The 22,656-nt window shown below is 75.3% G+C and carries 16 protein-coding genes; 6 read left to right on the forward strand and 10 right to left on the reverse strand.

The window, feature by feature from the left end; translation table 11 throughout:
• Positions 1-75: 75 nt before the first annotated feature.
• From COUCH_RS18795 to COUCH_RS18830, 8 genes are all read right to left on the reverse strand, one after another.
• Positions 76-2,028 carry a response regulator gene (locus tag COUCH_RS18795; protein WP_249613390.1) on the reverse strand — a complete coding sequence of 651 codons (1,953 nt, stop codon included), beginning with the start codon at positions 2,026-2,028 and terminating at the stop codon, positions 76-78.
• Complete coding sequence (gene cheB, locus COUCH_RS18800) at positions 2,025-3,104, reverse strand: chemotaxis-specific protein-glutamate methyltransferase CheB (protein WP_249613391.1); 1,080 nt, start codon at positions 3,102-3,104, stop codon at positions 2,025-2,027. Before cheB ends, COUCH_RS18795 begins: the two co-directional genes overlap by 4 nt.
• Positions 3,101-5,161, reverse strand: coding sequence for a hybrid sensor histidine kinase/response regulator (locus COUCH_RS18805; protein WP_249613392.1), 2,061 nt, complete (start codon positions 5,159-5,161; stop codon positions 3,101-3,103). The genes cheB and COUCH_RS18805 overlap by 4 nt, the downstream gene beginning before the upstream one ends.
• On the reverse strand, positions 5,158-6,624 hold the full coding sequence (locus COUCH_RS18810; RefSeq protein WP_249613393.1) for a methyl-accepting chemotaxis protein: 1,467 nt from the start codon (positions 6,622-6,624) through the stop codon (positions 5,158-5,160). Before COUCH_RS18810 ends, COUCH_RS18805 begins: the two co-directional genes overlap by 4 nt.
• Positions 6,624-7,151, reverse strand: a complete 528-nt coding sequence (locus COUCH_RS18815; protein ID WP_249613394.1) for a chemotaxis protein CheW — start codon at positions 7,149-7,151, stop codon at positions 6,624-6,626. The genes COUCH_RS18810 and COUCH_RS18815 overlap by 1 nt, the downstream gene beginning before the upstream one ends.
• Complete coding sequence (locus COUCH_RS18820; protein WP_249613395.1) at positions 7,148-8,572, reverse strand: CheR family methyltransferase; 1,425 nt, start codon at positions 8,570-8,572, stop codon at positions 7,148-7,150. The genes COUCH_RS18815 and COUCH_RS18820 overlap by 4 nt, the downstream gene beginning before the upstream one ends.
• Complete coding sequence (locus tag COUCH_RS18825) at positions 8,536-9,027, reverse strand: chemotaxis protein CheW (protein ID WP_249613396.1); 492 nt, start codon at positions 9,025-9,027, stop codon at positions 8,536-8,538. Before COUCH_RS18825 ends, COUCH_RS18820 begins: the two co-directional genes overlap by 37 nt.
• A gap of 112 nt (positions 9,028-9,139) precedes the next feature.
• Positions 9,140-10,387, reverse strand: coding sequence for an acyltransferase family protein (locus COUCH_RS18830; RefSeq protein ID WP_249613397.1), 1,248 nt, complete (start codon positions 10,385-10,387; stop codon positions 9,140-9,142).
• A 288-nt stretch (positions 10,388-10,675) separates the two neighbouring features.
• On the opposite strand from COUCH_RS18830, the gene COUCH_RS18835 reads away from it, so the two are divergent.
• Positions 10,676-11,506: a CAP domain-containing protein gene (locus COUCH_RS18835; RefSeq protein ID WP_249613398.1), complete on the forward strand. Its 831-nt coding sequence runs from the start codon at positions 10,676-10,678 to the stop codon at positions 11,504-11,506.
• A 133-nt stretch (positions 11,507-11,639) separates the two neighbouring features.
• Positions 11,640-12,395, forward strand: a complete 756-nt coding sequence (locus tag COUCH_RS18840; RefSeq protein ID WP_249613399.1) for a L,D-transpeptidase family protein — start codon at positions 11,640-11,642, stop codon at positions 12,393-12,395.
• Positions 12,396-12,476: 81 nt separating this feature from the next.
• On the opposite strand, the gene COUCH_RS18845 is transcribed toward COUCH_RS18840, so the two are convergent.
• Positions 12,477-12,698, reverse strand: a complete 222-nt coding sequence (locus tag COUCH_RS18845; RefSeq protein ID WP_249613400.1) for a hypothetical protein — start codon at positions 12,696-12,698, stop codon at positions 12,477-12,479.
• Positions 12,699-13,043: 345 nt separating this feature from the next.
• Here COUCH_RS18845 and COUCH_RS18850 point away from each other — a divergent pair, with 345 nt between their 5' ends.
• The 4 genes from COUCH_RS18850 to COUCH_RS18865 all read left to right on the forward strand — a co-directional run bounded on the left by COUCH_RS18850 (position 13,044) and on the right by COUCH_RS18865 (position 17,609).
• Positions 13,044-14,384: an efflux RND transporter periplasmic adaptor subunit gene (locus COUCH_RS18850; protein WP_249613401.1), complete on the forward strand. Its 1,341-nt coding sequence runs from the start codon at positions 13,044-13,046 to the stop codon at positions 14,382-14,384.
• Positions 14,381-15,166 carry an ABC transporter ATP-binding protein gene (locus tag COUCH_RS18855; RefSeq protein ID WP_249613402.1) on the forward strand — a complete coding sequence of 262 codons (786 nt, stop codon included), beginning with the start codon at positions 14,381-14,383 and terminating at the stop codon, positions 15,164-15,166. Before COUCH_RS18850 ends, COUCH_RS18855 begins: the two co-directional genes overlap by 4 nt.
• Positions 15,163-16,347: an ABC transporter permease gene (locus COUCH_RS18860; RefSeq protein WP_249613403.1), complete on the forward strand. Its 1,185-nt coding sequence runs from the start codon at positions 15,163-15,165 to the stop codon at positions 16,345-16,347. Before COUCH_RS18855 ends, COUCH_RS18860 begins: the two co-directional genes overlap by 4 nt.
• A gap of 158 nt (positions 16,348-16,505) precedes the next feature.
• Complete coding sequence (locus COUCH_RS18865) at positions 16,506-17,609, forward strand: GGDEF domain-containing protein (protein ID WP_249613404.1); 1,104 nt, start codon at positions 16,506-16,508, stop codon at positions 17,607-17,609.
• Here the strand turns inward: COUCH_RS18865 and COUCH_RS18870 are convergent.
• Complete coding sequence (locus tag COUCH_RS18870) at positions 17,558-22,618, reverse strand: tetratricopeptide repeat protein (protein WP_249613405.1); 5,061 nt, start codon at positions 22,616-22,618, stop codon at positions 17,558-17,560. The genes COUCH_RS18865 and COUCH_RS18870 overlap by 52 nt on opposite strands.
• Positions 22,619-22,656 lie beyond the last annotated feature (38 nt).

Genomic DNA, 22,656 nt, shown 5'->3' on the forward strand with positions numbered 1-22,656 from the left:
CGATCCCGGGCAGTGCCCCTCGCTGCCCGGGATCCGCGCGTCCGGCCTCCGGTCACCGCAACGCCGTGACGGCGGCTAACGCGCCCGCCCCTCCGGCGGAAGGGTGAACCAGAACATCGCGCCCTCGCCCTCGTGGCCCTCCGCGTGGATCTCGCCGCCGTGGCGTTCCACCGCCCGGTGCACGGTGGTCAGGCCGATACCCGTGCCCGGGAAGTCGGCGGTGCTGTGCAGGCGGGCGAACGGGCGGAACAGCTCGCCCGCCTTGCCCTCGGGGAAGCCCGCCCCGTTGTCGCGGATGAAGTACCGCACGTCCTCGCCGGAGCCCGTCCAGCCGACCTCGACGACCGGCTCCTCGACCCTGCGGGTGAACTTGCAGGCGTTGGTGACGAGGTTCTCGAGGATGACGCGGATGAGGCCCTCGTCGGCGTCCGCGGTCATCGCCTCGGTCACCGAGAAGCGGATCTTGCGGCCGGGCTCGCGGGCCTCCACCTCGCGGATCACCTGCCACGCCGTCTCGGTCAGGTCGAGGCGGTTCCGGCGCAGCTCCCCGCGGCTGGACCGGGCCAGGATCAGCAGCGACTCCACCAGGTCCGCCATGCGCCCGGCCGCGGCGTGGATGCGTTCGACGCGGTGCCGGGTCTGCTCGCCCAGCGGCTCGTCCTCGTCCAGGATGGTCTCGGCGTAGCTGCTGATGATCTGCAGCGGCCCGCGCAGGTCGTGCGACACCGAGCCGCTGAACGCCTCCAGCTCGCGGTTGCGCCACTCCAGCTCCTCGACGAGCGCCGCCCGCGTCTCGGCGAGCTGCCGCGCGGCCCGCTCGCCCGCCGCGTCCAGCTCGCGGCGCATGAGCTCCTCGCGGATGCGCCGGCTCTCGTCCAGCGACTGCTTGCGGCGGATCTGGGCGCGTACGTGAGCCCGCAGCGTCTCCGCCCCGTCGGCCGCGCGGACGTAGTCGTCGGCGCCCGCCGCCAGGCACTCCAGCAGCGCGTCGTCCCGGTCGCCGGTCATCACCAGCGGGGTGTCGCGGATCTGCGGCACCTCCTTGATCCGCGCGCAGGTCTCGTGCGCGCCGTCGCCCAGGCCGAGCACGATGCAGTCGACCGGCTGGGCGGCGAGCAGGTCCAGGGCCTCGTCCGGGCCGGTGGCCGCGACGACGTCGTACCCGTCGGTGCGCAGCACGTCGCCCCACTCCTCGAGCCGGGTCCGCTCCGCCGACACCGCGAGGACCTTGCCCGGCCCGTGCAGGCTGCCGATCCCCTCGATGGGCAGCTGGTCGGCGCTGGTCCGCAGCACCGCGGCCAGCTTGGCCAGCACGACGGCGAGGTCCTGCTGCTTGCGGACGAACGCGTCGGCGCCCGCCTCCAGCATCTGCACCTCGGTCGCGTAGTCGTCCGAGGCGGTCATCAGCAGGCAGGGGGTGTCGCGCAGCGCCGGGTCCAGCCGCATCCGCCGGATCACCGTCGCGCCGTCGATGCCCGGCATGACCCCGTCCACGATCACCGCCTGCGGGCGCCGGTCCGCCGCCGTGCGCAGGCCCTCCTCGCCGGAGGCCGCGGTGAGCACGGCGTACCCCTCGGGCTCCAGCAGCTGCCGCAGCCGCTCCCGGAACGTGACGCTGTCGTCGATCACCAGGACGGTGGTCTGCGGATCCGCTGCGTGGGCCTCGCCCAGCAGCTGCCGCGAGCGCGCGACGACGTACCCGGAGTCGTACGGCTTGCCGACGTACTCGTCGGCACCGGTGCGCAGCCCGAGGAGCCGGTCGGCGACGTCCGCCTCGCTGGACAGCAGCACCGTCGGGGTGTGCTCGCGCCCCGGCAGCGACCGCAGCTCGCGCAGCAGGTCCACGCCGTCGGCGTCGGGCAGCATCACGTCGAGCACCGCGACGTCGAAGTCGGCCTCGCGGAACGCCCGCCGGGCCTGCTCGCCGGTGGCGCAGAGCACCGTGGTGAACCCGTCGCCCTCGAACGCCTCGTGCAGGTCCATGCGGACGGTGAGGCTGTCGTCCACGATCAGCACGGCCGGGCTCATCGGCGGGCCCCCGTCCGGGCGAGCTCCGCCAGCCGCCCCGCGATCCGCGCCGGGGGCAGGACGTAGGCGGCGGCGCCGAGCAGGGCGGCCTCGCGCGGCATTCCGTACACGATGCAGCTGGCCTCGTCCTGGGCGAAGGTGACGCCGCCGTGCGAGCGGATCCGCAGCAGCCCGCCTGCGCCGTCGCGGCCCATGCCGGTCAGCAGGCAGCCGGCGGCGGACGAGCCGTACTCCGCGGCGACGGACTCGAACAGCACGTCGACCGAGGGCCGGCACGAGTGGCGCGGCGGGGCGTTGCTGAGCCGGACCAGGCCGTCGCCCACGTACATGTGCCGGTCGGGCGGGGCGAGCAGGACCCGCCCGGCGAGCCCGCGGACGCGCGTCCCGTCCCGGGCGTACGCGACGTCGCGCCCGGTCTGCCCGGCGAGCCAGTCGGAGAAGGCGACCGCGAACGGCTCGCTCGCCGCGATGTGCTGCACGCACAGCACCGGGGCGGCGAAGTCCGCCGGCAAGGCGCGCAGCAGCTCGGTGAGCGCGCCGGGACCGCCGGTGGACGCCCCGACCGCCACGAGGCGCAGCGCGGCGTCGCCACCGGCCACGGGCGACGCCGGCGATGCCTGCGCCGCGGGACGCGGCTGGTCGGCGCGGTGCCGCCCGTCGAGCCGCGCCCGTGGGTGGGTGATCACCCTGATCCGCGAGACCAGGCGGACGGCCGAGCACAACCGTCGCGCCCAGCCGGCGTCCGACGCGTCGCCGCGCGGCTTCTCGAGCACGTCGACCGCCCCCGCGGCCAGCGCGTTGTACGTGGTGAACAGCTCCTGCCGGTCGGCCGAGGACACCACGAGGATCGGGGTGGGGAACTCCGCCATGATGTGCTCGGTGGCGACCAGCCCGCTCATCGTGGGCAGCATCATGTCCATCGTGACCACGTCCGGGCGCAGCCGGCCGACCATCTCGACCGCCTGGGCGCCGTCCACGGCCTCGCCCACCACCTGCAGCTCCGGGTCGCTCGCGAGCGACTCCCGCAGGTGGTGGCGCATGGTCGCGGAGTCCTCGACGACCAGGACGCGGATCATGCGGGCACCAGCCGGCGGATGTGCGCGAGCAGTTCCTCCTGGTTGAACTGGCCCTTGACCACGTACGCGCTCGCCCCCGCCGCCGCGCCCCGGGCCCGGTCCTCGGCGCTGGCCCGCGAGCTGACCAGGATCGCCGGCACCTCGGCCAGCCCGGGGTCGGCCCGGGTCTGCGCGACGAAGGTGAACCCGTCGATGCCGGGCATGTCGATGTCGGTCAGGTAGAGGCCGTACCGCCGGGACCGCGCCTTCTCCAGGCCCTCCTCGCCGGAGGCCGCGAGGTCGACCTCGTACCCGGCCGACTCGAGGATGCTGCGCTCCAGCATGCGCGTGGTCAGCGAGTCGTCGACGACCAGGATCGGCAGCCGGCGGGCCGGATCGGGCGGGGCCGCGCCGCCCCCGCCGAGCCGCGCGGTCTCGGCGATCAGGCCCGAGGCGTCCAGGACCAGCTGCGGATTGCCGTCGAGGTCCATGGACACCCCGCCGATCACCGGGGCGGCCGGGGCCAGCTCCGGCAGGGGACGCACCACGAGCGTGGAGGTGCCGGCCAGCCGGTCGACGCCGACCGCCACCGCCCGGTCGCCGGCGCGGACGACGACCGCCACGGCGGACCCGCCGCCCTCGGGGACGGTGGTGCCGGCGTACAGGGCCCGGGCCAGGGACAGGAACGGCAGAGCCTCGCCGTCGTGCGCGAGCCGGCCGGTCAGCGCGGCCGCCGCGGCCTTCTCGGGCGGCAACCGTACGCAGGTCAGCACCGCGTCCAGCGGCACGGTGGCGACGCTCCCGGCCGCCTCGACGACGAGCCCGTGCAGCGACAACAGCGCCAGCGGCAGCACCAGCTCGATGGTGGTGCCGCGCCCCGGCTCGGTACGCACGGACACCTCGCCCCCGAGCTGATCGGCGACGTCGCGGGCCACGTTGAGGCCGATACCGCGCCCGGCCACCTCGGTGACCGTGGGGGAGGTGCTGATGCCCCCGGCGAGCACCAGGTTCAGCAGGCTCTGCGTGTCCGGCTCGGCGTCCCCGGACCGCAGCAGGCCCCGGTCGTGGGCGGCCCGGCGTACCGCCGCCAGGTCGAATCCGCGGCCGTCGTCGGAGCAGAGGAAGGCGGCGTAGCTGCCCCGGCGCTCGACCGTGACGACGACCGAGCCCTCCGGCGGTTTGCCCGCCGCCGCCCGGTCCGGCTCGGACTCGATGCCGTGCGCGACCGCATTGCGCACGATGTGCAGCATCGCGTTGGTGGCGGAGGCGAGCACCTGCGGGTCGAGGCGCAGGTCGCCGCCGCGCCCGTCGAAGCGCACCCGCCTGCCCTGGGCGTCGGCGGCGTCCCGCACGGCGCGGTGCAGCACGGTGAAGATGCTCGAGGCCGGCACCAGGCGCAGGCGTTCGGCACGGCCGCGGACCTCGTCGAGCTCGCGCTCGACCTGTTCCACCGTGTCGGTCATGCGGCGGGCCAGGGTGCCGATGTCGGCGGCGAGGCGTACGGCCGCCGTCCGGGCCGTCTCCGCGGCACCGGGCCGCCCGGAACGCAGCTGGTCGGCGAGGGAGTCCGCGGACCGGCGCAGCTGCTCCAGCGACGTACGCCCGGAGCGCAGCGGCGCGAACCGGGCGTGCGTCTCGCCCACCGCGTCGAGCAGGTCGTCCACGTCGGCGGACACCGCGCGCGCGGCCGGCAGCGGCTCGGGGTGCGCGACGGCGTCGGGCGGCTGCCGGTCGGCGGGGACGGCAGCGGTGGCGGCCTGCTCCGGCCGGGGCTCGAGCGCGGCCACGTACCGCTCGATCTCGTCGTTGAGGCGCAGCAGCTCACGCATCTCACCGGCCGCCAGCGCACCCTCGTCGCCGCGGTGCGGGACGAGCACCTCCTCGAAGGCGTGCGCGCGGTCGGCGATCTCCTGCTGGCGTACCACCCGGGCGGCGCCCTTGAGCGTGTGGGCGAAGCGCAGCAGCCGGGCCACCAGCTCGGCGCCGTGGCGCTGCTCCAGGTCGAGCACGCCCGCGCTGAGCTGGTCGACGAGCTCGCGGGCCTCGACCCGGAAGTAGCGCAGCGGGTCCGCGCTCATCGGCGCCCGTTGCCGACCAGGTCGAGCAGGTCGGCGGAGAGGGTGGACAGGTGCGCCGCGGTCTGCCGGGTCTGCACGGCGCTCGACTCGGTCTCCCGGGTCACCCGCGCGGTGTCCGAGGCGGCGACGTTGACCTGCTCCACCGCCGTGGTCTGCTGCTTGGTGGACAGCTCGATCTCCCGGGTGGCGTCGTTCGTGGTGGCCACGAGCTGCGCGATGCGCCGGAACGAGCTCGTGGCGTCGTCGAACTTGCGGGCGCCGGCGTCGACGGACTTCGCGCCGATCTCGGTGGCCATGACGGTGGTGTTGACCGCACCCCGGACGTCGTCGATGAGGGCGCGGATCTCCTTGGCCGAGCCGGCGGTCCGGTCGGCGAGCTTGCGGATCTCCTCGGCGACGACGGCGAACCGGCGGCCCCACTCGCCCGCGCCGCTCGCCTCGATGGTCGCGTTGATGGCGAGGATGTTCGTCTGCTCCGCCAGCTCCGAGACGAGGTCGACGACGCCGCCGATCTGCTGCGACTTCTCGCCGAGGGTCAGCATGTGCTGCACGATCTGGTCCACCTGGGTGCGGATGGCGGCGATCGAGGCCCGGGTCTGGTCGATGGTGGCGTCGCCGTTCTCGGCCGCCTCCGCGGTCTCCTCGGCGATCTTCGACACCCGCTGCGCGCTGTCGGCGATCTGCCGGGAGGTGATCAGCAGTTCGCTGATCGTCGTGGTGATCTCGCTCATCGCGCTGGACTGGTCCCGGCTGCCGCCGGCCTGCTGCGCGGCGGCCGCCTCGAGCTGCGCCGACGAGCTCTGGATGTGCCCGACCGCCGCGCCGACCTCGCGCCGCAGGTCGCGGCTCAGCTTCGCGGCCACCGTCATGCCGAACGCGATCGCCAGCACGGCGAGCCCGATGATCACGGCGATGGCTCGGTTGGCCTTGTCCGAGGCGGCGCGCCGCGAGGTCTCCACGTCGGCCCTGACCCGGGTGGTCAGCGCGGCGATCGCGTCCTGCAGCTTCTGCCGGGCCGGTGCCACCTCGGTGGCCTGCAGCTGGCCGATCTCGCGCAGGTCGTCGATGGACTTGCGGCGCTCGATCACCGGGTCCAGCACCGCCGCGTGCTTGGTCTCCGCGTCGGACACGGCCTGCAGCAGGGTGAGCGCCGCGGGTTCGGTCAGGGTGCCACGCAGCTGGGTGACCACGCCGAGGAACTCCGTACGGTCGGCGTTCGTCGCGTCCAGATACTCCTGCTTGCCGTTGAGCAGGTACGCGCGATAGTCGGCGATCCGGCTCTCCGCCTTCGTGCGCAGGTGCTCCGCGGAGACGAGGTCGTCGGCGGCCACCCCGATGGCGGCGTCCTTGGCGTCCACCACGACCGCGAGCGCGGCGACCGAGGCGGCGCCCATGCCCAGCGTCAGCGCCAGCGTCACACCGAAGCCGAGCGTCAGTTTGTAGCCGAAGGTCCGTCGGGCCATCACTGCTCCTCATGGGCGTACTGGAGGCGGCCGGTCAGCTGGTGCACCAGCGCCCGGGCCGCGGGCAGGTCGACGATGGGCCGGGTGCCGCCGGGCAGCGGCACCATCCCGCGCAGCACCTGGTGGTCGGGGTTGCCGCCGGACTCGTCCACGACCGCGTCGGCCGGCACCCGCAGGTGGCCGTCGAGCTCGTGGAAGGCCAGCGCGAGCGGCGGCGCGCCGGCGCACGGCACGAGCCAGCGCGGCCGCTCCGGCACCGGATGACCGAGCAGGGCGGCGAGGTCGTAGACGGGCACGATCGAGCCGCCGAAACCCGCGATGCCGAGCAGGGCCGGCTGCGGTCCGGGCAGCGGCGTGACGGCGCGGTCCGGGTGCAGACCGGAGGCCTGCGCGAGGCGCAACGCGTACGGGCGCCCGCCCGCGCGGACGGCCAGCAGCTCCACGAAGTCGGCGTTCTGGCGGCGTACGGGCTCGCTGAACGAGCGGTCGAACGCGTCTCGCAGGTCGGGCAGGCGGCTGGGGCTCACCGGCGTGCCCCCTCGGCGCGGCACAGCGCGGTCAGCGCGACGCGGCCGAACCCGCCGCCGAACATCGCGATGCGGTCCTCCCGCTCGTGCTTGAGCAGCACCTGCGCCCGGCCCAGCTCGGCGGCGGCGAGGTCGCGGTCACCCCGGCGGCGGGCGAGCAGCCCCAGCCGCAGCCGGGGCATCGCGAAGTCGGCGTCCAGGTGGGCGGCGAGCCGGTAGTGGCCGATCGCCACCTCGGCCGCGGCGCCACCCTCCAGGCAGACGGCGAGCTGGTGGTGGGCGTCGGCGTACAGGCCGTCGACGTCGAGCAGATGCCGGCAGACGATCTCCGCGTCCGCCAGCCGCCCAGCCTGCGCGAGCAGCACGCTGTGCAACAGCAGTTCCCGCGGTACGACCCGGCCGGCCGGTCCCGCCTCCACGACGGTCAGCGCCTCCGCGAACCGCTCCTCGCGCAACAGCCGCATCGCCCGCTCGTACGGGCCGTCCACCTCCCGGCGCGGGGCCGGGCGGGCGGCGACCGGCGCGGGGCGGGGCGGCCCGACCCGCGCCGGGGTGGCGGGGGCGGGCTGTCCCGTCCGCCGCTGGTAGAAGAACGTGTGCCGGCTCTGCTGCGGCTCGAGCCCCTCCGGGTCGCTGCCCAGCGAGTCGGTGTGCCCGAGGAACAGGTACCCGCCCGCGCTCAGCGCCCCGGTCATGCGCCGGACCAGGGCGTCGCGTGCCCCCGGGGTCAGGTACATCAGCAGGTTGCGGCAGAAGACGACGTCGTACTGCCCCGGGCGCCACAAGTCCTCGTCGTCGTCGGCCACGTTGTGCCGGCGGAACCGGACGGCGGCGCGGATGCGGGGGTCGACCTCGTACTGGCCGTCGTGGGCGTGGAACCACCGCTCCCGTACGGTGTCGGGCGTCTCCCGCAGCGACCACACCGAGTAGCGCGCCGTCTGCGCCCGCCGCAGCACGGCCGGGCTGGCGTCGACGCCGAGCACGGACACGATCCAGTCCGGGTCCGGCTGCACCTGCCGCGCGACGATCGCCAGCGTGTACGCCTCCTCGCCGGAGGAGCACCCGACGGAGAGCAGGCGCAGGGCCCGTTGCGCGCTGCGCGCCCGCACCCGTTCCGGCAGCGCCACGTCGGCGAGCACCCGGAACTGCTCGCCGTGCCGGAAGAAGTACGTCTCGTTGATCGCGAGCTCCTCGGCGAGCGTGCCGAGCTCCGACTCCCAGTCCCCGGTGCCGAGCCGGGCGAGGTACTCGCCGCGCTCGAGGCCCGTCGCGCCGGCGCGCCGCAGCAGCACCTGGGCGAGCTGGCCGGTGTCCTTGTCGTCGAAGGCCCACCCGAGGCTCTCGGCCAGGACCGCGCGGAACTTCGCCACGCCCGCCGTGATGATCATGACGCCGTCGCGGTCGCCGCCGCGGCCGTCCACGCCTCGTCCGGGACCAGGTGCAGGCTCTGCAACAGCAGGACCGGCTGGGCGTCGACCGTGCCGACGGCGGCGATGAGGCGGGCGGGCGCCTCGCCGAGCAGCGCCGCGTGCCGGCCCTCGTCGTCGGCGGCCAGCGTGCGGATCCCGAGAACGGCGCCCGTGGCGAGGGCCACCGTCCCGCGCCCGGTCCGTACGGCGACGTAGCGTTCCGCGGCCGTGTCACCGCCGCTGAGCAGGCGCGCGACGTCGACCACGAGCGTCGGCCGGCCGCGCATGACGCAGATGCCGGAGATGAACGGCGGCGTACCGGCCAGGTGGTGGACCGGCAGCGGGCGCATCGTCTCGACGACCTCGCTCAGCCGCAGCGCGCCGAGCAGCGGGCCGGCCCGGAACACCAGCGACGGCTCCCCGGCGGCCGTCCCCGCCCGCGCCGCCGCCTGCCCGACCTGCACCATTCGCTCAGGTTAGCGGCGATTTAGTGCTCGTTGGCGAGAATCTTTCACTCCAGTCCCGCTGCGGCTCGGCGAGGCGTTCGGGCCCGGGAGCGGTGTGACCGCCGGCGCCGGCTCAGCGCGGGTCGGGGCCGCCGGCGAACCAGGAGATCGCGGCCGGTTCCTCCTGCGGTGCCGGCGCCCTCCGGGCGGGTGGGACGGGCGGCGGCGGGATCGGCGGCGGCGGGACCGGCGGCGGGAGCGGGCCGACCTCGGCGTGCAGCGGGCCCTGTGGCGCGGAGTCCAGCTGCCGATCGGGCACGTGCGGTGCGGAAACCGGAGCCGGCGAGGCGGTGGCCGGCCACAACCGCGGCCGGCGGCGGGCCGCCAGGTCCTCCACCCAGCCGAACGCCAGCACCGCGACCGCGGTCAGCACGAACGTCGCCCCCAGCGTGACCGGTCCCTCCATCGACCCGAGGTCGTCCAGGGTGAGGAAGGTCAGCACCGGCCAGATCGCGGCGATCGCGATGTTGTGCCACAGGTAGACGGTGACCGCGCGGGAGTTCAGCAGGTTCACCGCCCGGTCGACCGGCCGCAGGTACGCCAGCCAGGTCATGTCCGGCCGCCAGTGCAGGGCCACCAGCACGAACGCCAGCGACCACAGCGCCTGCGCCTCCGGTACGTCGTTGAGGTCCCAGCCCTCGTCGCCGGCGTGCCCGTGCAGCCAGTACAGGGCCGCGCCGCCGAGCACGACGGCCGCCAGGCCCGCCAGGCCCGGGCGCAGGCGGTGCAGGCGTCCGTCGTGGTGCGCGAAGCCCGCGATCCAGCAGGCGCCGTACGTGGCGAAGTCCCACATCGCCGAGTCCGCGCGGCCGAACGGCAGGGTGAAGCCGGTCTTGTCGAGCGTCGCCAGCAGGGCCACGGGCGCGACCACGGCGGCCCAGCCCACCTTCTTGTACGCGAGGTACAGCACCGGCGACAGCAGCACGAACCACAGGTACGCCCGGATGTACCAGAGCGGCTCCCACGCGTCGATGCCCGCGTGACTGCCCGGGGGGTCGCCGACGGGCAGCAGCCACAGCCCCAGCTTCCAGCTCCACGGGTCGTCGCCGCCGTCCTGCTGCGCCCACCCGGCGTACAGCATGGCCGGGACGGCGATCGCGCCGAGCAGCCACAGCGGAGGCAGGAGCCGGCGCAGCCGGGACGTGATGACGCTGCCCGCCGAGCGGCGGTCGAGCGACGCGGCGGTCAGCGAGCCGGCCAGGGCGAACATGATGCCCATGGCGGGCAGCAGGATCGACAGCCACGGCCAGCCGAAGAGGTGGTAGACGACGACCCGGACGATGGCGGCGGCCCGGAGGAGATCCAGGTAGCGGTTGCGCACCGCGACACGGTAGCCACGGCCGCGGAGCGCGGGGACCGGCCGCGTGGACGGCAAGTACGCCCGCGCGGATTACCCCGGACGAATGAAGTGTCGCTTTTGTCCGTGCGATTGTGCGATCGGCCGGGCCGCCTCCGGGGCATCGAAACCCCAGGTCACAGCCGCGTTTTCCGGAGGATACGCCCGGCCGGTGCCGGACCCGGTGCGTGTCACCGCCCGCGCCGCGCCGGCGTTGGTACCCCGCGAGGGCGGCGTGCACCGGGCGCGGCGCCATGAGCGGGAAGGACACCCATGCGCAAGCCTGCTGTCGTGGTCGCCGTGGCGGTGTCGGCGGTGCTGGCCGGCGGCATCATGGTCGCCACGAGCGCCGGTGCCGAGACGACTCCGGAGCTGCCCGGGGTGCCGTCGATCGCCGTGCCGGACGGTCCCGCCCTCCCGGACCTGCCCAGCGGTGCTGTGGCCGTACCCGGTCCCGTGGAGCCCGGTGACCAGGGTGAGCCCACCGCCGACCCTGCGCCCGCCCGGCCCGGGGGTGGGGTCACGGCGAAGCCCGCGGCCGGTGGGCCGGCCGCGGACCCGAAGCCGGCGGCCGGCGGCCCGGCGCCGGCGCGCCCGGCCGCGGACGACCCCGCGCCCGCCGCGTCGCCGACGCGGGCCCCGGTCGCGCAGCCCGGCTCCGTCGCCGGCGCGCACCGCGACGTCACGGCGAGCCAGGCGCTGTCCTCCGACCCGGACGGCGACGTGCAGCGCCAGGCCCGCGACCTGGTCAACCGGGAGCGCCGGCGGGCCGGCTGCGACGACGTCACGGTCGACCGCCGGCTGATCACCGCCGCCAACCGGCACGCGGCCGACATGGCCCGCCGCGGCTACTTCGCGCACGAGGACCCCAACGGCGACCGGGCCGGCGAGCGGGTCGCCGACGCGGGCTACGAGTGGTCGCGCTTCGGCGAGAACATCGCGCGCGGTCAGGACAGCGTGTACGAGGTCGTCGACGGCTGGATGAACAGCCCCGAGCACCGCGAGAACATCCTCGACTGCCGGCTGCACCAGGTGGGCGTGGGCCTGGCGTTCTCCGCCGACCGCACGCCGTACTGGGTTCAGGACTTCGCCACCCCGCAGTGATCCGCCCGCACGACCTTCGCACGGCCGGGGCCGACGTACCGGTTCCGTGCCAGGGTCGTGCGGCCGGCCCTCCCCGGGGCACCGGTGTGCTTCGATGTGCGTCACACCATCTCCTGGGGAGGACGATTTGGGAGTGCAGCGGGTCTCCGCGCGCCTCGCCGCCGCCGTGGTGGCGACGGCGGTCGGCGGCAGCCTCGGCGCCTTCGCGCTGACCCCGGGTACGGCGGGCGCCGTACCCCGGGCCGTCGGCGCGACGCCGGTCGCAGCCGTCGTCGTCACGAAGGCCGCCGCGGCCTCGTGCTCGACGGGCAGGTATCAGAAGCAGGTCGAGGGCTACCTCAAGAAACTCGGTGGCTTCGGCGCCGTCACGGTCGACGGCAGGCAGACGGCCGCCGACTGCAAGGCCATCAAGAAGTTCCAGAGCCGGTACGGCATCAAGCCGGCCGCCGGGCTCGCGGGCCCCACGACGTACGGGGTCGCCAAGCGCCTGGCCGCCACGAAGACGTCGGCGTGCCACGCGCGGCGCACCGGCACCACCTTCTGCGTGGACCTCACGCACCAGACCACGTGGGTCATGCGCAGCGGCCGGGTGTACCGCAAGCCGACGGTGATCCGCAGCGGCATGAAGGGCTACCGGACGCCGACCGGCAGCTACAAGATCAACAAGCGGACGCGCAAGGAGTGGTCCAACCCGTACGAGGTGTGGATGCCGTACTGGCAGCGCTTCGTCGGCGGGATCGGCTTCCACCAGACCACCACGTACCTGCACGACGCGTGGCGCGGCTCGCACGGCTGCGTGAACCTGCTCGGCTCCGACGCCAAGGCGTACTACGGCATCGGCAGGATCGGCATGCGGGTCAAGGTCATCGGGCGCCGCCCGGGAACCTGACCGACCGGCTCGCACGACGACGGCCCGCTCCGGCGGGCCGTCGTCGTTTCCGGCGCCCGTGCCGGGCCGGCCGGCTGTTCGTCAGGCGGCGAGCGGGCTGTGGGCCAGGCGGACGTGGGTGGTCAGCACGTCGTGGCCGGGGAACGCCTTCTCGTCGCCGTCCGCGGTCAGCACCCGCAGGCCCGCGCGGCTCAGCGAGTACGAGACGTCCGTGAAGCGGCTGACCGTGTCGTCGTGGTGCACGACCGTCAGTTCGTCGGCGCGCAGCATGGCGGCCGGGCGGGGCAGAACATGCAGCGACATGGGTCACGTTCCTCGGACGGTGGCGGGCACGGGTGCTGGTCACTACGGGCGCGAGCGGCCCGCGGTTCAACGCCGACGGCCGATAGTCATCGGCGACGGCCGGAGCGCTCCGGCCACCCCCAGGCTGGCACGCCATGGTGGGGCGCGCGGTCGGGCGCACGCCAGCCCCGGCGCGGATAGCCGACACGAAACGGGTATCAGCTCCGTACGACCGATATCGATCAGGCGGCCGTTCGGTTCGCCGGCACCGGCCACCCGGCCGGGCGGGCCGGGGCCGTCCGGTGCCGCCGGACCCGGCCGTCCGGCCCGGCCGTCGCGCCGCCCGCCCGGCATAGAGTGGCGTGCGTGTCCCGATCCCCCCGGCGTGCCACGGTCCTGCTGCTCGCGTGCGTTCTGCTGCCCCCGCTGACCGCGGCGTCCTGCAGCGACGAGCCCTCCGGCGTCACCGTCGGCTCCGCCGGGCGCGGCACCGTCGACGAGATCGTCGAGGCGTCCGGGGCGGTCACCGCCCGCGCGGCCGCGACGGTCGGCTCGCCCGCCGACGGCACCCTCGCCGCGCTGCGGGTGGAGAGCGGCGACCGGGTCCGCAAGGGTCAGGTGGTGGCCGTCGTCGACTCACCGGCGGCCGAGCAGCGGCTCGACGCGGCCACCGAGGCGCTCGACGCGGCCTCCGCCGGAGGTGTTCCCCCGGACGGCGGCACGGCCGGGTTCACCGCCGTGCGGCAGCGCACCGACGCCGACGCCACCGAGGCCTTCACCACCGCGCGGGCGACGGCCGGCAAGGTCACCGACGAGACCCTCCGCAAGGCCCTGCTCGCCCAGGTCACCGCGGCCCAGAAGCAGTACGACGCCGTCTCCTCGGCCGCCTCGGCTGCTGTCGGCTCGCTGCAGCGCGGCGTCGCCGGGGTGAGCCAGGCGGTCAACGCGCTCACCGCAGCCCAGCGGGTCCAGGCGCAGCAGGCGTACGACCTGGCCGCGGCGGCCGTGGACGCGCTGACCCTGCGCGCCCCGGTCTCGGGCGTCGTCCAGCTCGGCGGCACCGCATCCGCGAGCGCGCCGTCGCTCACCGACCTCATCGACAAGGCCGACCCCTCCGCGCTCGCGGCCCCCGCCCAGGGTCCGCTGCCCGGCGTCGACGCGGCCGTGCCCGTGGGCGCCGCGGTCAGCGCCGGCACCCCCATCCTCACCGTGGTCGACACCGGCGCGCTCGGCGTCACCGCCGAGGTCGACGAGACCGATGTGCTGCTGGTCAAGCCCGGCGGCACGGGGACCGTCGAGCTCGACGCCGCCACCGGGGCCACGTACCCGGCGAAGGTGCGAGCCGCCGACCTGCTGCCCACCACCTCGGCGCGGGGCGGCGTCTCCTACCGCGTACGCCTCTCGCTCGGCAAGGGCAAGTACGCCGACGGCAGCGCCGCCCCCACGCCGCGGCCCGGCATGAGCGCGATCGTCCGGCTGCGCGTCCGCCAGGCCGTCGACGCGGTGACCGTTCCCGCCGGAGCGGTCGTCACCAGCGACGGGCGCGACACGGTGTGGGCCGTCCGCGACGGCAAGGCCCAGCGGGTCCCGGTCACGCTCGGCGTGCAGGGCGAGGACGCCGTCCAGGTGCTCTCCGGGCTGGCCGCCGGCGACCCGGTCGTCGTCGCCGGCGCGGACCAGGTCAGCGCCGGGCAAGACCTGCCGTGAGCGCGCCCGCGATCGTCGCCACCGAGGTGAGCCGCACGTACGACCTCGACGGCGTCTCCGTACCGGCCCTGCGCGGGGTGTCGCTGACCATCGACCAGGGCGACTACGTGGCCATCGTCGGCACCTCCGGCTCCGGCAAGTCGACGCTGATGCACCTGCTCGGCGGCCTCGACCGGCCCACCGCCGGCACGCTCGTGATCGGCGGGCGGGACGTGGCCACCCTCTCGCCGCCGGAGATGGCGAAGCTCCGCAACGAGGTCATCGGCTTCGTCTTCCAGTCGTTCCACCTGCTGGCCCGCACCACCGCCCGCGACAACGTGGCGCTGCCCCTGGTCTACCGCGGCGTCGGCCGCCGGGAACGCCGCGCCCGCGCCGCCGAGCTGCTCGAGCGCGTCGGCCTCGGGCACCGGATCGACCACCGGCCCAACCAGATGTCCGGCGGCGAGCAGCAGCGCGTCGCGATCGCCCGCGCCCTGGTCACCGGCCCGTCCGTGCTGCTGGCCGACGAGCCGACCGGCAACCTCGACTCGGTCACCGGCCAATCGGTGCTGGACCTGCTGGAGTCGCTCAACGCCGAGGGGGTGGCGGTCGTCCTCGTCACGCACGACGCCGAGGTGGCGGACCGCGCCCGCCGCCGGATCGTCATGCGCGACGGGCTGATCGTCTCCGCCGACCCTGTCCCATCCGCCGCCGTCCCGCCGGCCTCGGGGCCGCGGGCCGCCGACCTGCCGGCCTCGGGGTCGCCGGCTCCGGGCTCGGGGTCGCCGGGTGGTGGCTCGTGAGGCTCGCCGAGGCCTGGCGCGTCGCCCTCGACGCGTTGCGGGCCAACCGGCTGCGCAGCGTGCTCACCATGCTCGGCGTCGTCATCGGCGTCGCCGCCGTCGTCGCGCTCGTGGCCATCGGCACCGGCACGAAACAGCAGATCGAGCGGCAGGTGGAGGGCCTCGGCTCGAACCTGCTGATCGTCGTGCCCGGCCGCCTCGAGGCCGGTGCCGCCCCCTCGGTGTCGACGCTGTCGCTCGACGACGCCGACGCGGTGGGCCGGATCGTCGGCGACCGCAACCGGGTCGCGGTCACCGTCGCCTCCGGCGAGAACGTGCGCGCCGGCAGCCGGCAGACCTTCGCCAGCATGCAGGGCGTCCTCGAGACCACGCCCACGGTCTTCGTCCGCCGCCTCGACCGCGGCTCGTACCTGACCCGCTCCGACGTCAGCACCGCCCGGCGCGTCGCCGTGCTCGGGGCCGGGGTCGCCTCCTCGCTGTTCGGCGACCGCGACCCCATCGGGCGGCAGATCACCATCGGCGGCGTCCGGTTCCGGGTCATCGGGACGTTCGAGCCGCTCGGGCAGAGCCTCGGCGTCGACCGCGACAACGAGGTGCACGTACCGGTCACCGCCGCGCAGCGGCTGCTCGGCACCGACCGCATCGACGCCCTCGCCATCCGCGCCCCCGACCGCGACCGCATCGACACGCTCGGCTCCGACATCGTCGCCGCGCTCGGCGACCGGCACCCCGACACGGACTTCAGCGCGGTCACCCAGCAGCAGATCCTCGGCGTGCTCGGCGACATCCTCGGCGTGCTCACCGGCGTCCTGGCCGCCATCGCCGGGATCAGCCTGCTCGTCGGCGGCGTCGGCGTCTCCAACATCATGCTGGTGTCGGTACGCGAACGTACCCGGGAGATCGGCCTGCGCAAGGCCGTCGGCGCCCGCCCCCGCGACATCGGCCTGCAGTTCCTGCTCGAGGCGGTCCTGCTCACCACGATCGGCGGCGTGCTCGGCATGGCGCTGGGGATCGGCGCCGCGCTGCTCGCGGACCGGCTCACGCCCGTACCCGCGGCCGTGACGTGGTGGTCGCTCACGCTGGCGTTCGGCGTGTCCGCGGCGGTCGGCATCCTCTTCGGCGTCGTGCCGGCCCAGCGCGCCGGACGCCTCGACCCGGTCGTCGCCCTGCGCACAGAATGACCCCCGTCGTGGCCCTGCGCGCCGAATGACTTCCGTCGTGGCGCTGCGTACCGAATGAGTCTTGTCGAGTGACGGGGCCGGATGGGCCCGGCCGTCGGGTTGCGCGCCGGCCGGACGGCAAATGCTCACGTCGGCCGCCGGGAGGCCGATCTGGGGGTGTGTTGCTCAGGGAGGACCGCCCCGGATACGAGCTGCGCGACCTGCACGGAGCCTCCCGCGCGGTCGCGTACCTCACCCTGGCCGCCGCTCCGTACACGCTGATCACCGGCCTGCTGACGCCGAACCTCACCCGGCTCGTCGCGGCGGCTGTGATCGTGGTCTCCATCGGCATGGGGGTCACCGGGATCACCTGCTGGCGCCGGCCGGACGCCCTGCCCCGGGCATTCTGGTTCGCCGCCCCCGCGCTCGCCACCGGCCTGGTCTCCGCGCTCAACCTGGGCACCGCCGACGCCAGCACCGGCTCCCAGCTGTTCTACCTGTGGCCCGTGCTGTACGCGGCGAACTTCCTCGGACGCCACCTCATCCACCTCAACCTCGCCCTCGTGTTCGGCGGGCACGCGGCGGTGGTCCTCACCCTGCTCGGCGTCAGCCGCGGCCTCGCCGACTGGTTCGCGATGCTGCTGGCGATGACCATGACGGCGATCGTCGTGTCGAGCCTCCGCGCCCGCGCCGACCGGCTCCGCGCGGTGCTGCAGGAACAGGCCAACGCCGACGCGCTCACCGGCCTGGCCAACCGGCGCTTCTTCGCCGAGTCCCTCGCCCACGCCGGCACCTGGGCGGCGGACACCGGCGGCAGCCTCGCGCTGGTCACGGTCGACCTGGACCATTTCAAGGCCATCAACGACACGTACGGCCACACCGAGGGCGACCGCGCCCTGCAGACCGTCGCCGCCGCCCTGCGCCACGCCGTGGGCGACACCGGGGTCGCGGCCCGCCTCGGCGGCGACGAGTTCGTGATGCTGCTGCGGACGGACCGCCCGTCCGCGATCGGCGTGGCGGAGACGGTCCGCGAGATGGTGTCGGCCGCCACGGACCTCCCGGGCGGGCCGCCGCGGCTCAGCATCGGCGTGGCCGTCCTGCCCGGCGACGCGGCCACGGTCGACGAGCTGGTCACCGCCTCCGACGCCGCCCTCTACGAGGCCAAGACGTCGGGCCGCGGCCGTACGGCCACCGCGCCGGAGCGGCACAACGTCGACCGCGTACGCCCCGGTCAGCCCGCCGAGCTGACCAGCCCCAGTATCTCGCGGCGCAGCCGGGGATAGGGTCCCCACCCGTCCCGCAACACGTGGATGTAGATCGCCTCGAGCGCCACGTCGATCCGCTGCACCAGCTCCTGATCGTCGGGCAGCCCCAGCCGTACGGCCCGGGCGAAGTGGTCGAGCGCCTCCATGTGCCGCCCCTGGTCGAAGGCGCTCCGCCCGGCATTCTCATGGACGACGCTGCGCAACATGTCCGGCACGTCCGCGCTGGCAGCCTGCTCGAACAGCCGGTCCGCCTCCTGATGATCGCCCCGCAACCGCAGCACGTGCGCCAGCTCGGCCTGAGCGATCACGATCGCCTGCACATCCCCGGCGGACTCGGCATGGGCCAGCGCCAGCCGGCTCGCGGCGGCCGCCATCCCCAGCTCGTCCAGCAACCGGTACACCTCGGCCCGCAAACTGAGCAGCCCGGCCCGGGCGACGTTGTCCCGTTCCTCGGCCAGCGGCTCGTCCAGCCGCTCACCCAGCTCCCGCAGGGCGTCCCGATCGTCGACGACCTCCTTGAGGGTGGCACCGTCCAGGCGCCACCGGATCGCGGCGAGATCCTCCGGGCCGAGCGGCTTCCGCTCCGGTTTCTCCGGTACGCCGGGAGCCCGGGCGGCGGCCGGCATCGGGCTGTGCGGGGTGTTCTCCGGCAGCTTCTGCTCGGCGGCCGCGGTGTCGGCACCCGGAGCCGGGACGGCCTCGGCGGGCTCCTTCCCGGCGGTCCTGCCCGGTTGCAGCGCGATGGCGGTGGCGGCGCCGATGAGCCCGGTCATCAACCCGGTGAGATCCAGGTCGATGGAGACGCCGTTACCCCCCTCGGCCGAACCCGCTTCCTTGGCGGGCGCGACCCGATCTGGGGGTGCAGCCGGCTGCGCTGCTGCCGCCGTTCCCGTCGACGCACCCCCAGCGGAAGGCGTTCCGGGCTCTCCCGCTGCCGGCGTGGCCGGGTCGGCTTGCTTGTCGGGTGTGGTGGCCGCTCCCGCGGAGGCCTGCTCGCCGGCCGGGCCGGACAGCGGTGCCGGCTGCTCACCGCCAGCCTTGGCCTTCGGCGCACCGAACCACGTGGGCCCCAGATCAGAGTCGGCATACTTCCGCGGACCGTCCGGCCCGGACGTCGCCAGCCGCGCGATCGGCGCCGCGTTCGCGGCCGGGTTCGGACCCGGCCGGGCCGCGGGCGGAGCAACCGAGATGGGATGCGCAACGGACGCCGGCCCGCCCTGCTGCAGGGCCCGGGTCGCCTCCACCTGCCGGGCTGCTTCGGCCTGGCGTGCTTCCTCGGCGTTGCGCGCTTCCTCTGCGCGGCGGGCTTCTTCCGCTTGGCGTGCTTCCTGCGCTCGGCGGGCCTCCTCCGCCTGTCGCGCCGCCTCTGCCTGCTGCGCGGCCTGCCGCGCTTCTTCGGCTTCGCGCACGGCCTGCGCCTGGCGTGCCTCCTCCGCCCGGCGCGTCTCCTGCGCCTGGCGTGCCTCCTCTGCGCGGCGGGCTTCCTCCGCCCGGCGTGCTTCTTCAGCGCGGCGTACTTCCTCGGCCCTGCGTGCCTCTTCGGCCTGGCGCGCTTCTGCAGCCTGGCGTGCCTCATGGGCTCGGCGTGCCTCTTCGGCCTGGCGTGCCTCGTGGGCTCGGCGTGCCTGTTCGGCCTGGCGTGCCGCTTCCGCCTGCTGAGCTCTGTCGGTCTGGCGAACGACCGGCACCTCGTCGGTCGGCGTACCGATGAGGCGCGGGTCGATGGTGGCCCGCCCCAGCGCTGCCGCGGGCATGCCGGCCTGCGGAGCGGAACCCGCGGCCGGTGTCCCGCTGACGGGCCGGTGCTGACCGGGCGACCGCTCCTGCGCCGGCGCGCCGCTGACCGGCCGCGCTTGTGCAGGCATCCCGCTGACCGGGTGCTCGTGTCCGGGCGCGCCGCTGGTCGGCCGCGCTTGTGCAGGCATCCCGCTGACCGGATGGTCGTGTCCGGGCGCGCCGCTGGTCGGCCGCGCGTGGGCGGGCATCCCGCTGATTGGGTGCTGATGTCCGGGTGCGCCACTGACCGGGTGCTCGTGTCCAGGCGTACCGCCGACCGGGGCGATGCGGGACGGCGGCCGGGGAGACGGCGGGACCGGAGTCGGCTCACCGGTCGACAGGATCATCGCCGTACGCGGACCGCCCACGATCGGCCGCTCCGCCGTCGTGGCGTCCTCGACCGGCGACCGTCCGTGCGCACCGACCGGTCCCGGCTGTGCCCCCGGCGCGACATACCCGTGCTGCGGGGCGGTGCCCGGAGGGGGTGCGGCATATCCCTGTGGGCCGGTGTCCGGAAGCGGTGCGGCATATCCCTGCGGGCCGGCTCCCGAGGGCGGTGCGGCATGTCCGTGCTGCGGCGCCGTCCCGGGCGCGGCGGCCGGCGGCGAAGCCGGTGCCTCGTAGCCGGGCTGCGCGGAGTTCGGCTGCTGGTCGCCCCACGGGCTGAACGCCGGCGATCCCTGCGGCGGCGTGAACGCGGGCCGGTCCGCGACCGGGCTCTGCGGGGGAGCGGCAGCCGCGGGACGGCGGATCGGCGGAGGAGCCGACGGCATCACCGGCGGCGGCGCGGCAGCCGGCATCACCGGCGGCGGCGCGGTAGCCGGCATGACCGGCGGCGGCCCGGCAGCCGGCGAGACCCGCGGTGGGCCGGCGGCGGGGGAGACCGGCGGCAACTCTGCGGCAGGCGTGACCGGTGCCGGCGCAGGGGCGGGCGCAGGTGCGGCAGCCGGCATGACCGGTACCGGCCCGGCGCCCGGCGAGACCGGCGGTGGCGCCGCGGCAGGTACGACGGGCGGCGGCGCGGTGGCCGGCATGACAGGCTGCGGCACGTAGGCCGCAGGGCCGGCCGGCCGCCCGTCCCCGGAACGGTCGCCGTCCCAGGACGTCCCCGGCTGAGCGGGCAAGGTCGGCGGCGCGGCATAGGCCGCGGGAACAGCGGACCCCGATCCGGGCCGCTCGACCCCCGGCTCGAACCGCGTTGGACCGACGGGCGGTTCGCCACCACGGTCGAACGCCGCCGGGCTGACCGGCGGTTCGCCACCACGGTCGAATGCCGCCGGGTTGACCGGCCGGTTCTCGCCGCCGGCCGAGCCGTGCTCCGGGACGACGCGCTGCACTCCCGCCGTACCCCGGGCTCCGTGAGCAGGCGGGATGATCGGGCCCTCGGACGTGATGTACCCGACGCGTCCCGGGCGCGGCGGCCCGGCCTGGCCGTCGTGCGCCGCGGCCGGCCAGTCCGCCGCCCGAGGGTCGGGCGTCGCCGCCGGGCGGTCGTGCGCCGCGGCCGGGCGGTCGTGCGCCGCGGCCGGGCGGTCGTGCGCCGCCGCCGGGCGGTCGGGTGCCGCGGGCTGGGCCGGTGTGACGACGCGGGGCTGGGCAGTCTGCGGTGGCGCGTTGACCACGCGGGGCTGGGCCGGCGGGTCCGCCTTCTTGATGACCTTGGGTGCCGCGGGCGGGGTCGCCTTGCTCAGGATGCGCGGCGCCGCCGGGGGAGTCGTGCGGCTCAGGACGCGCGGTCCGTCGCCGTCGGGCTCCGCGGGGCGGCCGCCCGGCTGCGGCGGGGTCGCGGCGGCCGGGCGGTACGGCGCGTGCTCGTCGGGAAGATCCGACCAGATTTCGGTACGCGGAGCAGCAGGACGTCCAGCCGCCTCCTCGACGTCGCGCCGGAACGCGGCCGGCTGCTCGACGTCGCGAGGGAATGCGGCTGGCTGCTCCGCGTCGCGCCGGAACGCGGCCGGCTGCTCGACGTCGCGCGGAAACGCGGCAGGCTGCTCCACGTCGGGCCGGAAGGCTGCCGGCTGCGAAGGGTCGCGGCGGGGGGAAGCCGGCTGCGACACGTCGCGGCGGGGAGGCGCCGGCCTGGCGGCACCCCGCGCAGGCGCCGGCGGCGTATCGGCCACCGGGCGCTCGTCGCGGCGGCGCGGGCGCTTCTCGCCGTACGGGATGTCCTCGGGCCGGCGCGACCGCGGACGGCGGGCTTCGCGCGGGGGTTCGGTCTGGTCGTCCTCGGCGGGTTCCGGCGGGGTGACGCGGGCGCGGCCGGTGACGGGCGCCTCGGGCTGGGTGGTCTTGCGGCGGCCGCGGCGGGGGCGGGCCGGTTCGTCCTGCTGGTCCTCGTCCCAGAACGACGACGTCTCGATGCGGCGGGCGCGCTGGGCCGAGACGTAGCGGCGCTGCGCCTCCCAGTCCGAGGCGTCGAACTCGCGGTCGTCGTACTCGAGCTCGTCGAAGTCGATGCTGCGCACCGACCAGCCGTCCATGCCGGGCGAGACGGGGGCGGCGTCGAGGTCCGCTTCCTCGAAGTCCGGGTCGTCCAGCCAGCTCGGGCGTTCGCCGTCGAACGCGGACTTGATCTGCTTGTCGCGGTTCGGCGAGCGCTGAACACCGGCCTGCCGTCGCTGCCGGCGTTCCGCGAGCTCGTCGACGGCCGGCGCGGCGGGCGGTTCGGGCGTACGGGAATGGCCCGGCGAATCGTCGAAGTCATCTTCTTCGATGTATTGCGTCCGCGGCGCGGCGCGGCGCGGTTCCGGCGGTTTCCGCGTGTCGGGGCCCCAGCGGGAGAGAACGGCGGCTTCCGCGTACGGATCACGCGCCGTAGCGGTCGTGTCCGCGTACGGCACGGGGCGCTCGTCGTCGTACTCGGCGTCCCAGTACTCGTCGTCCTCGTAGCTCATCGGCCCGCCCCGGTGCGCCACGGCCCGGGGTACGCCGAGCCGGCCCGTTGCCGCATCCGTCCCCCCGTCCTCGCCGACGCGTACGCGCGCCGGGCGCCCCCTGGCACCTTCCGCGCGGTCGAGTTGGAAGGTTAACCACGGTTTTGCGTACGGCGCTACCGCCCGCGGAGGCGCTTCACCCGACCGCCGGCGCCCCTCGCGCCCGCCCGCCGGCCCGGCGCCGCGGCCCGCCGGGAGTCGACCGTCGACACACAGTACGGGCGCGGCAGCCGAGCGGTTCATTTCCCGTGCTGCGACGTACGCAAGGTCCACCGCATTTGACGCAGAGTCACAACGGTGGCCGGGGAAGTCGACCATTCCAGGAGCGGCCCGGAATGTTTCCCGTGAGTAGCGGG

Source organism: Couchioplanes caeruleus, assembly GCF_023499255.1.
GTDB lineage: Bacteria > Actinomycetota > Actinomycetes > Mycobacteriales > Micromonosporaceae > Actinoplanes > Actinoplanes caeruleus_A.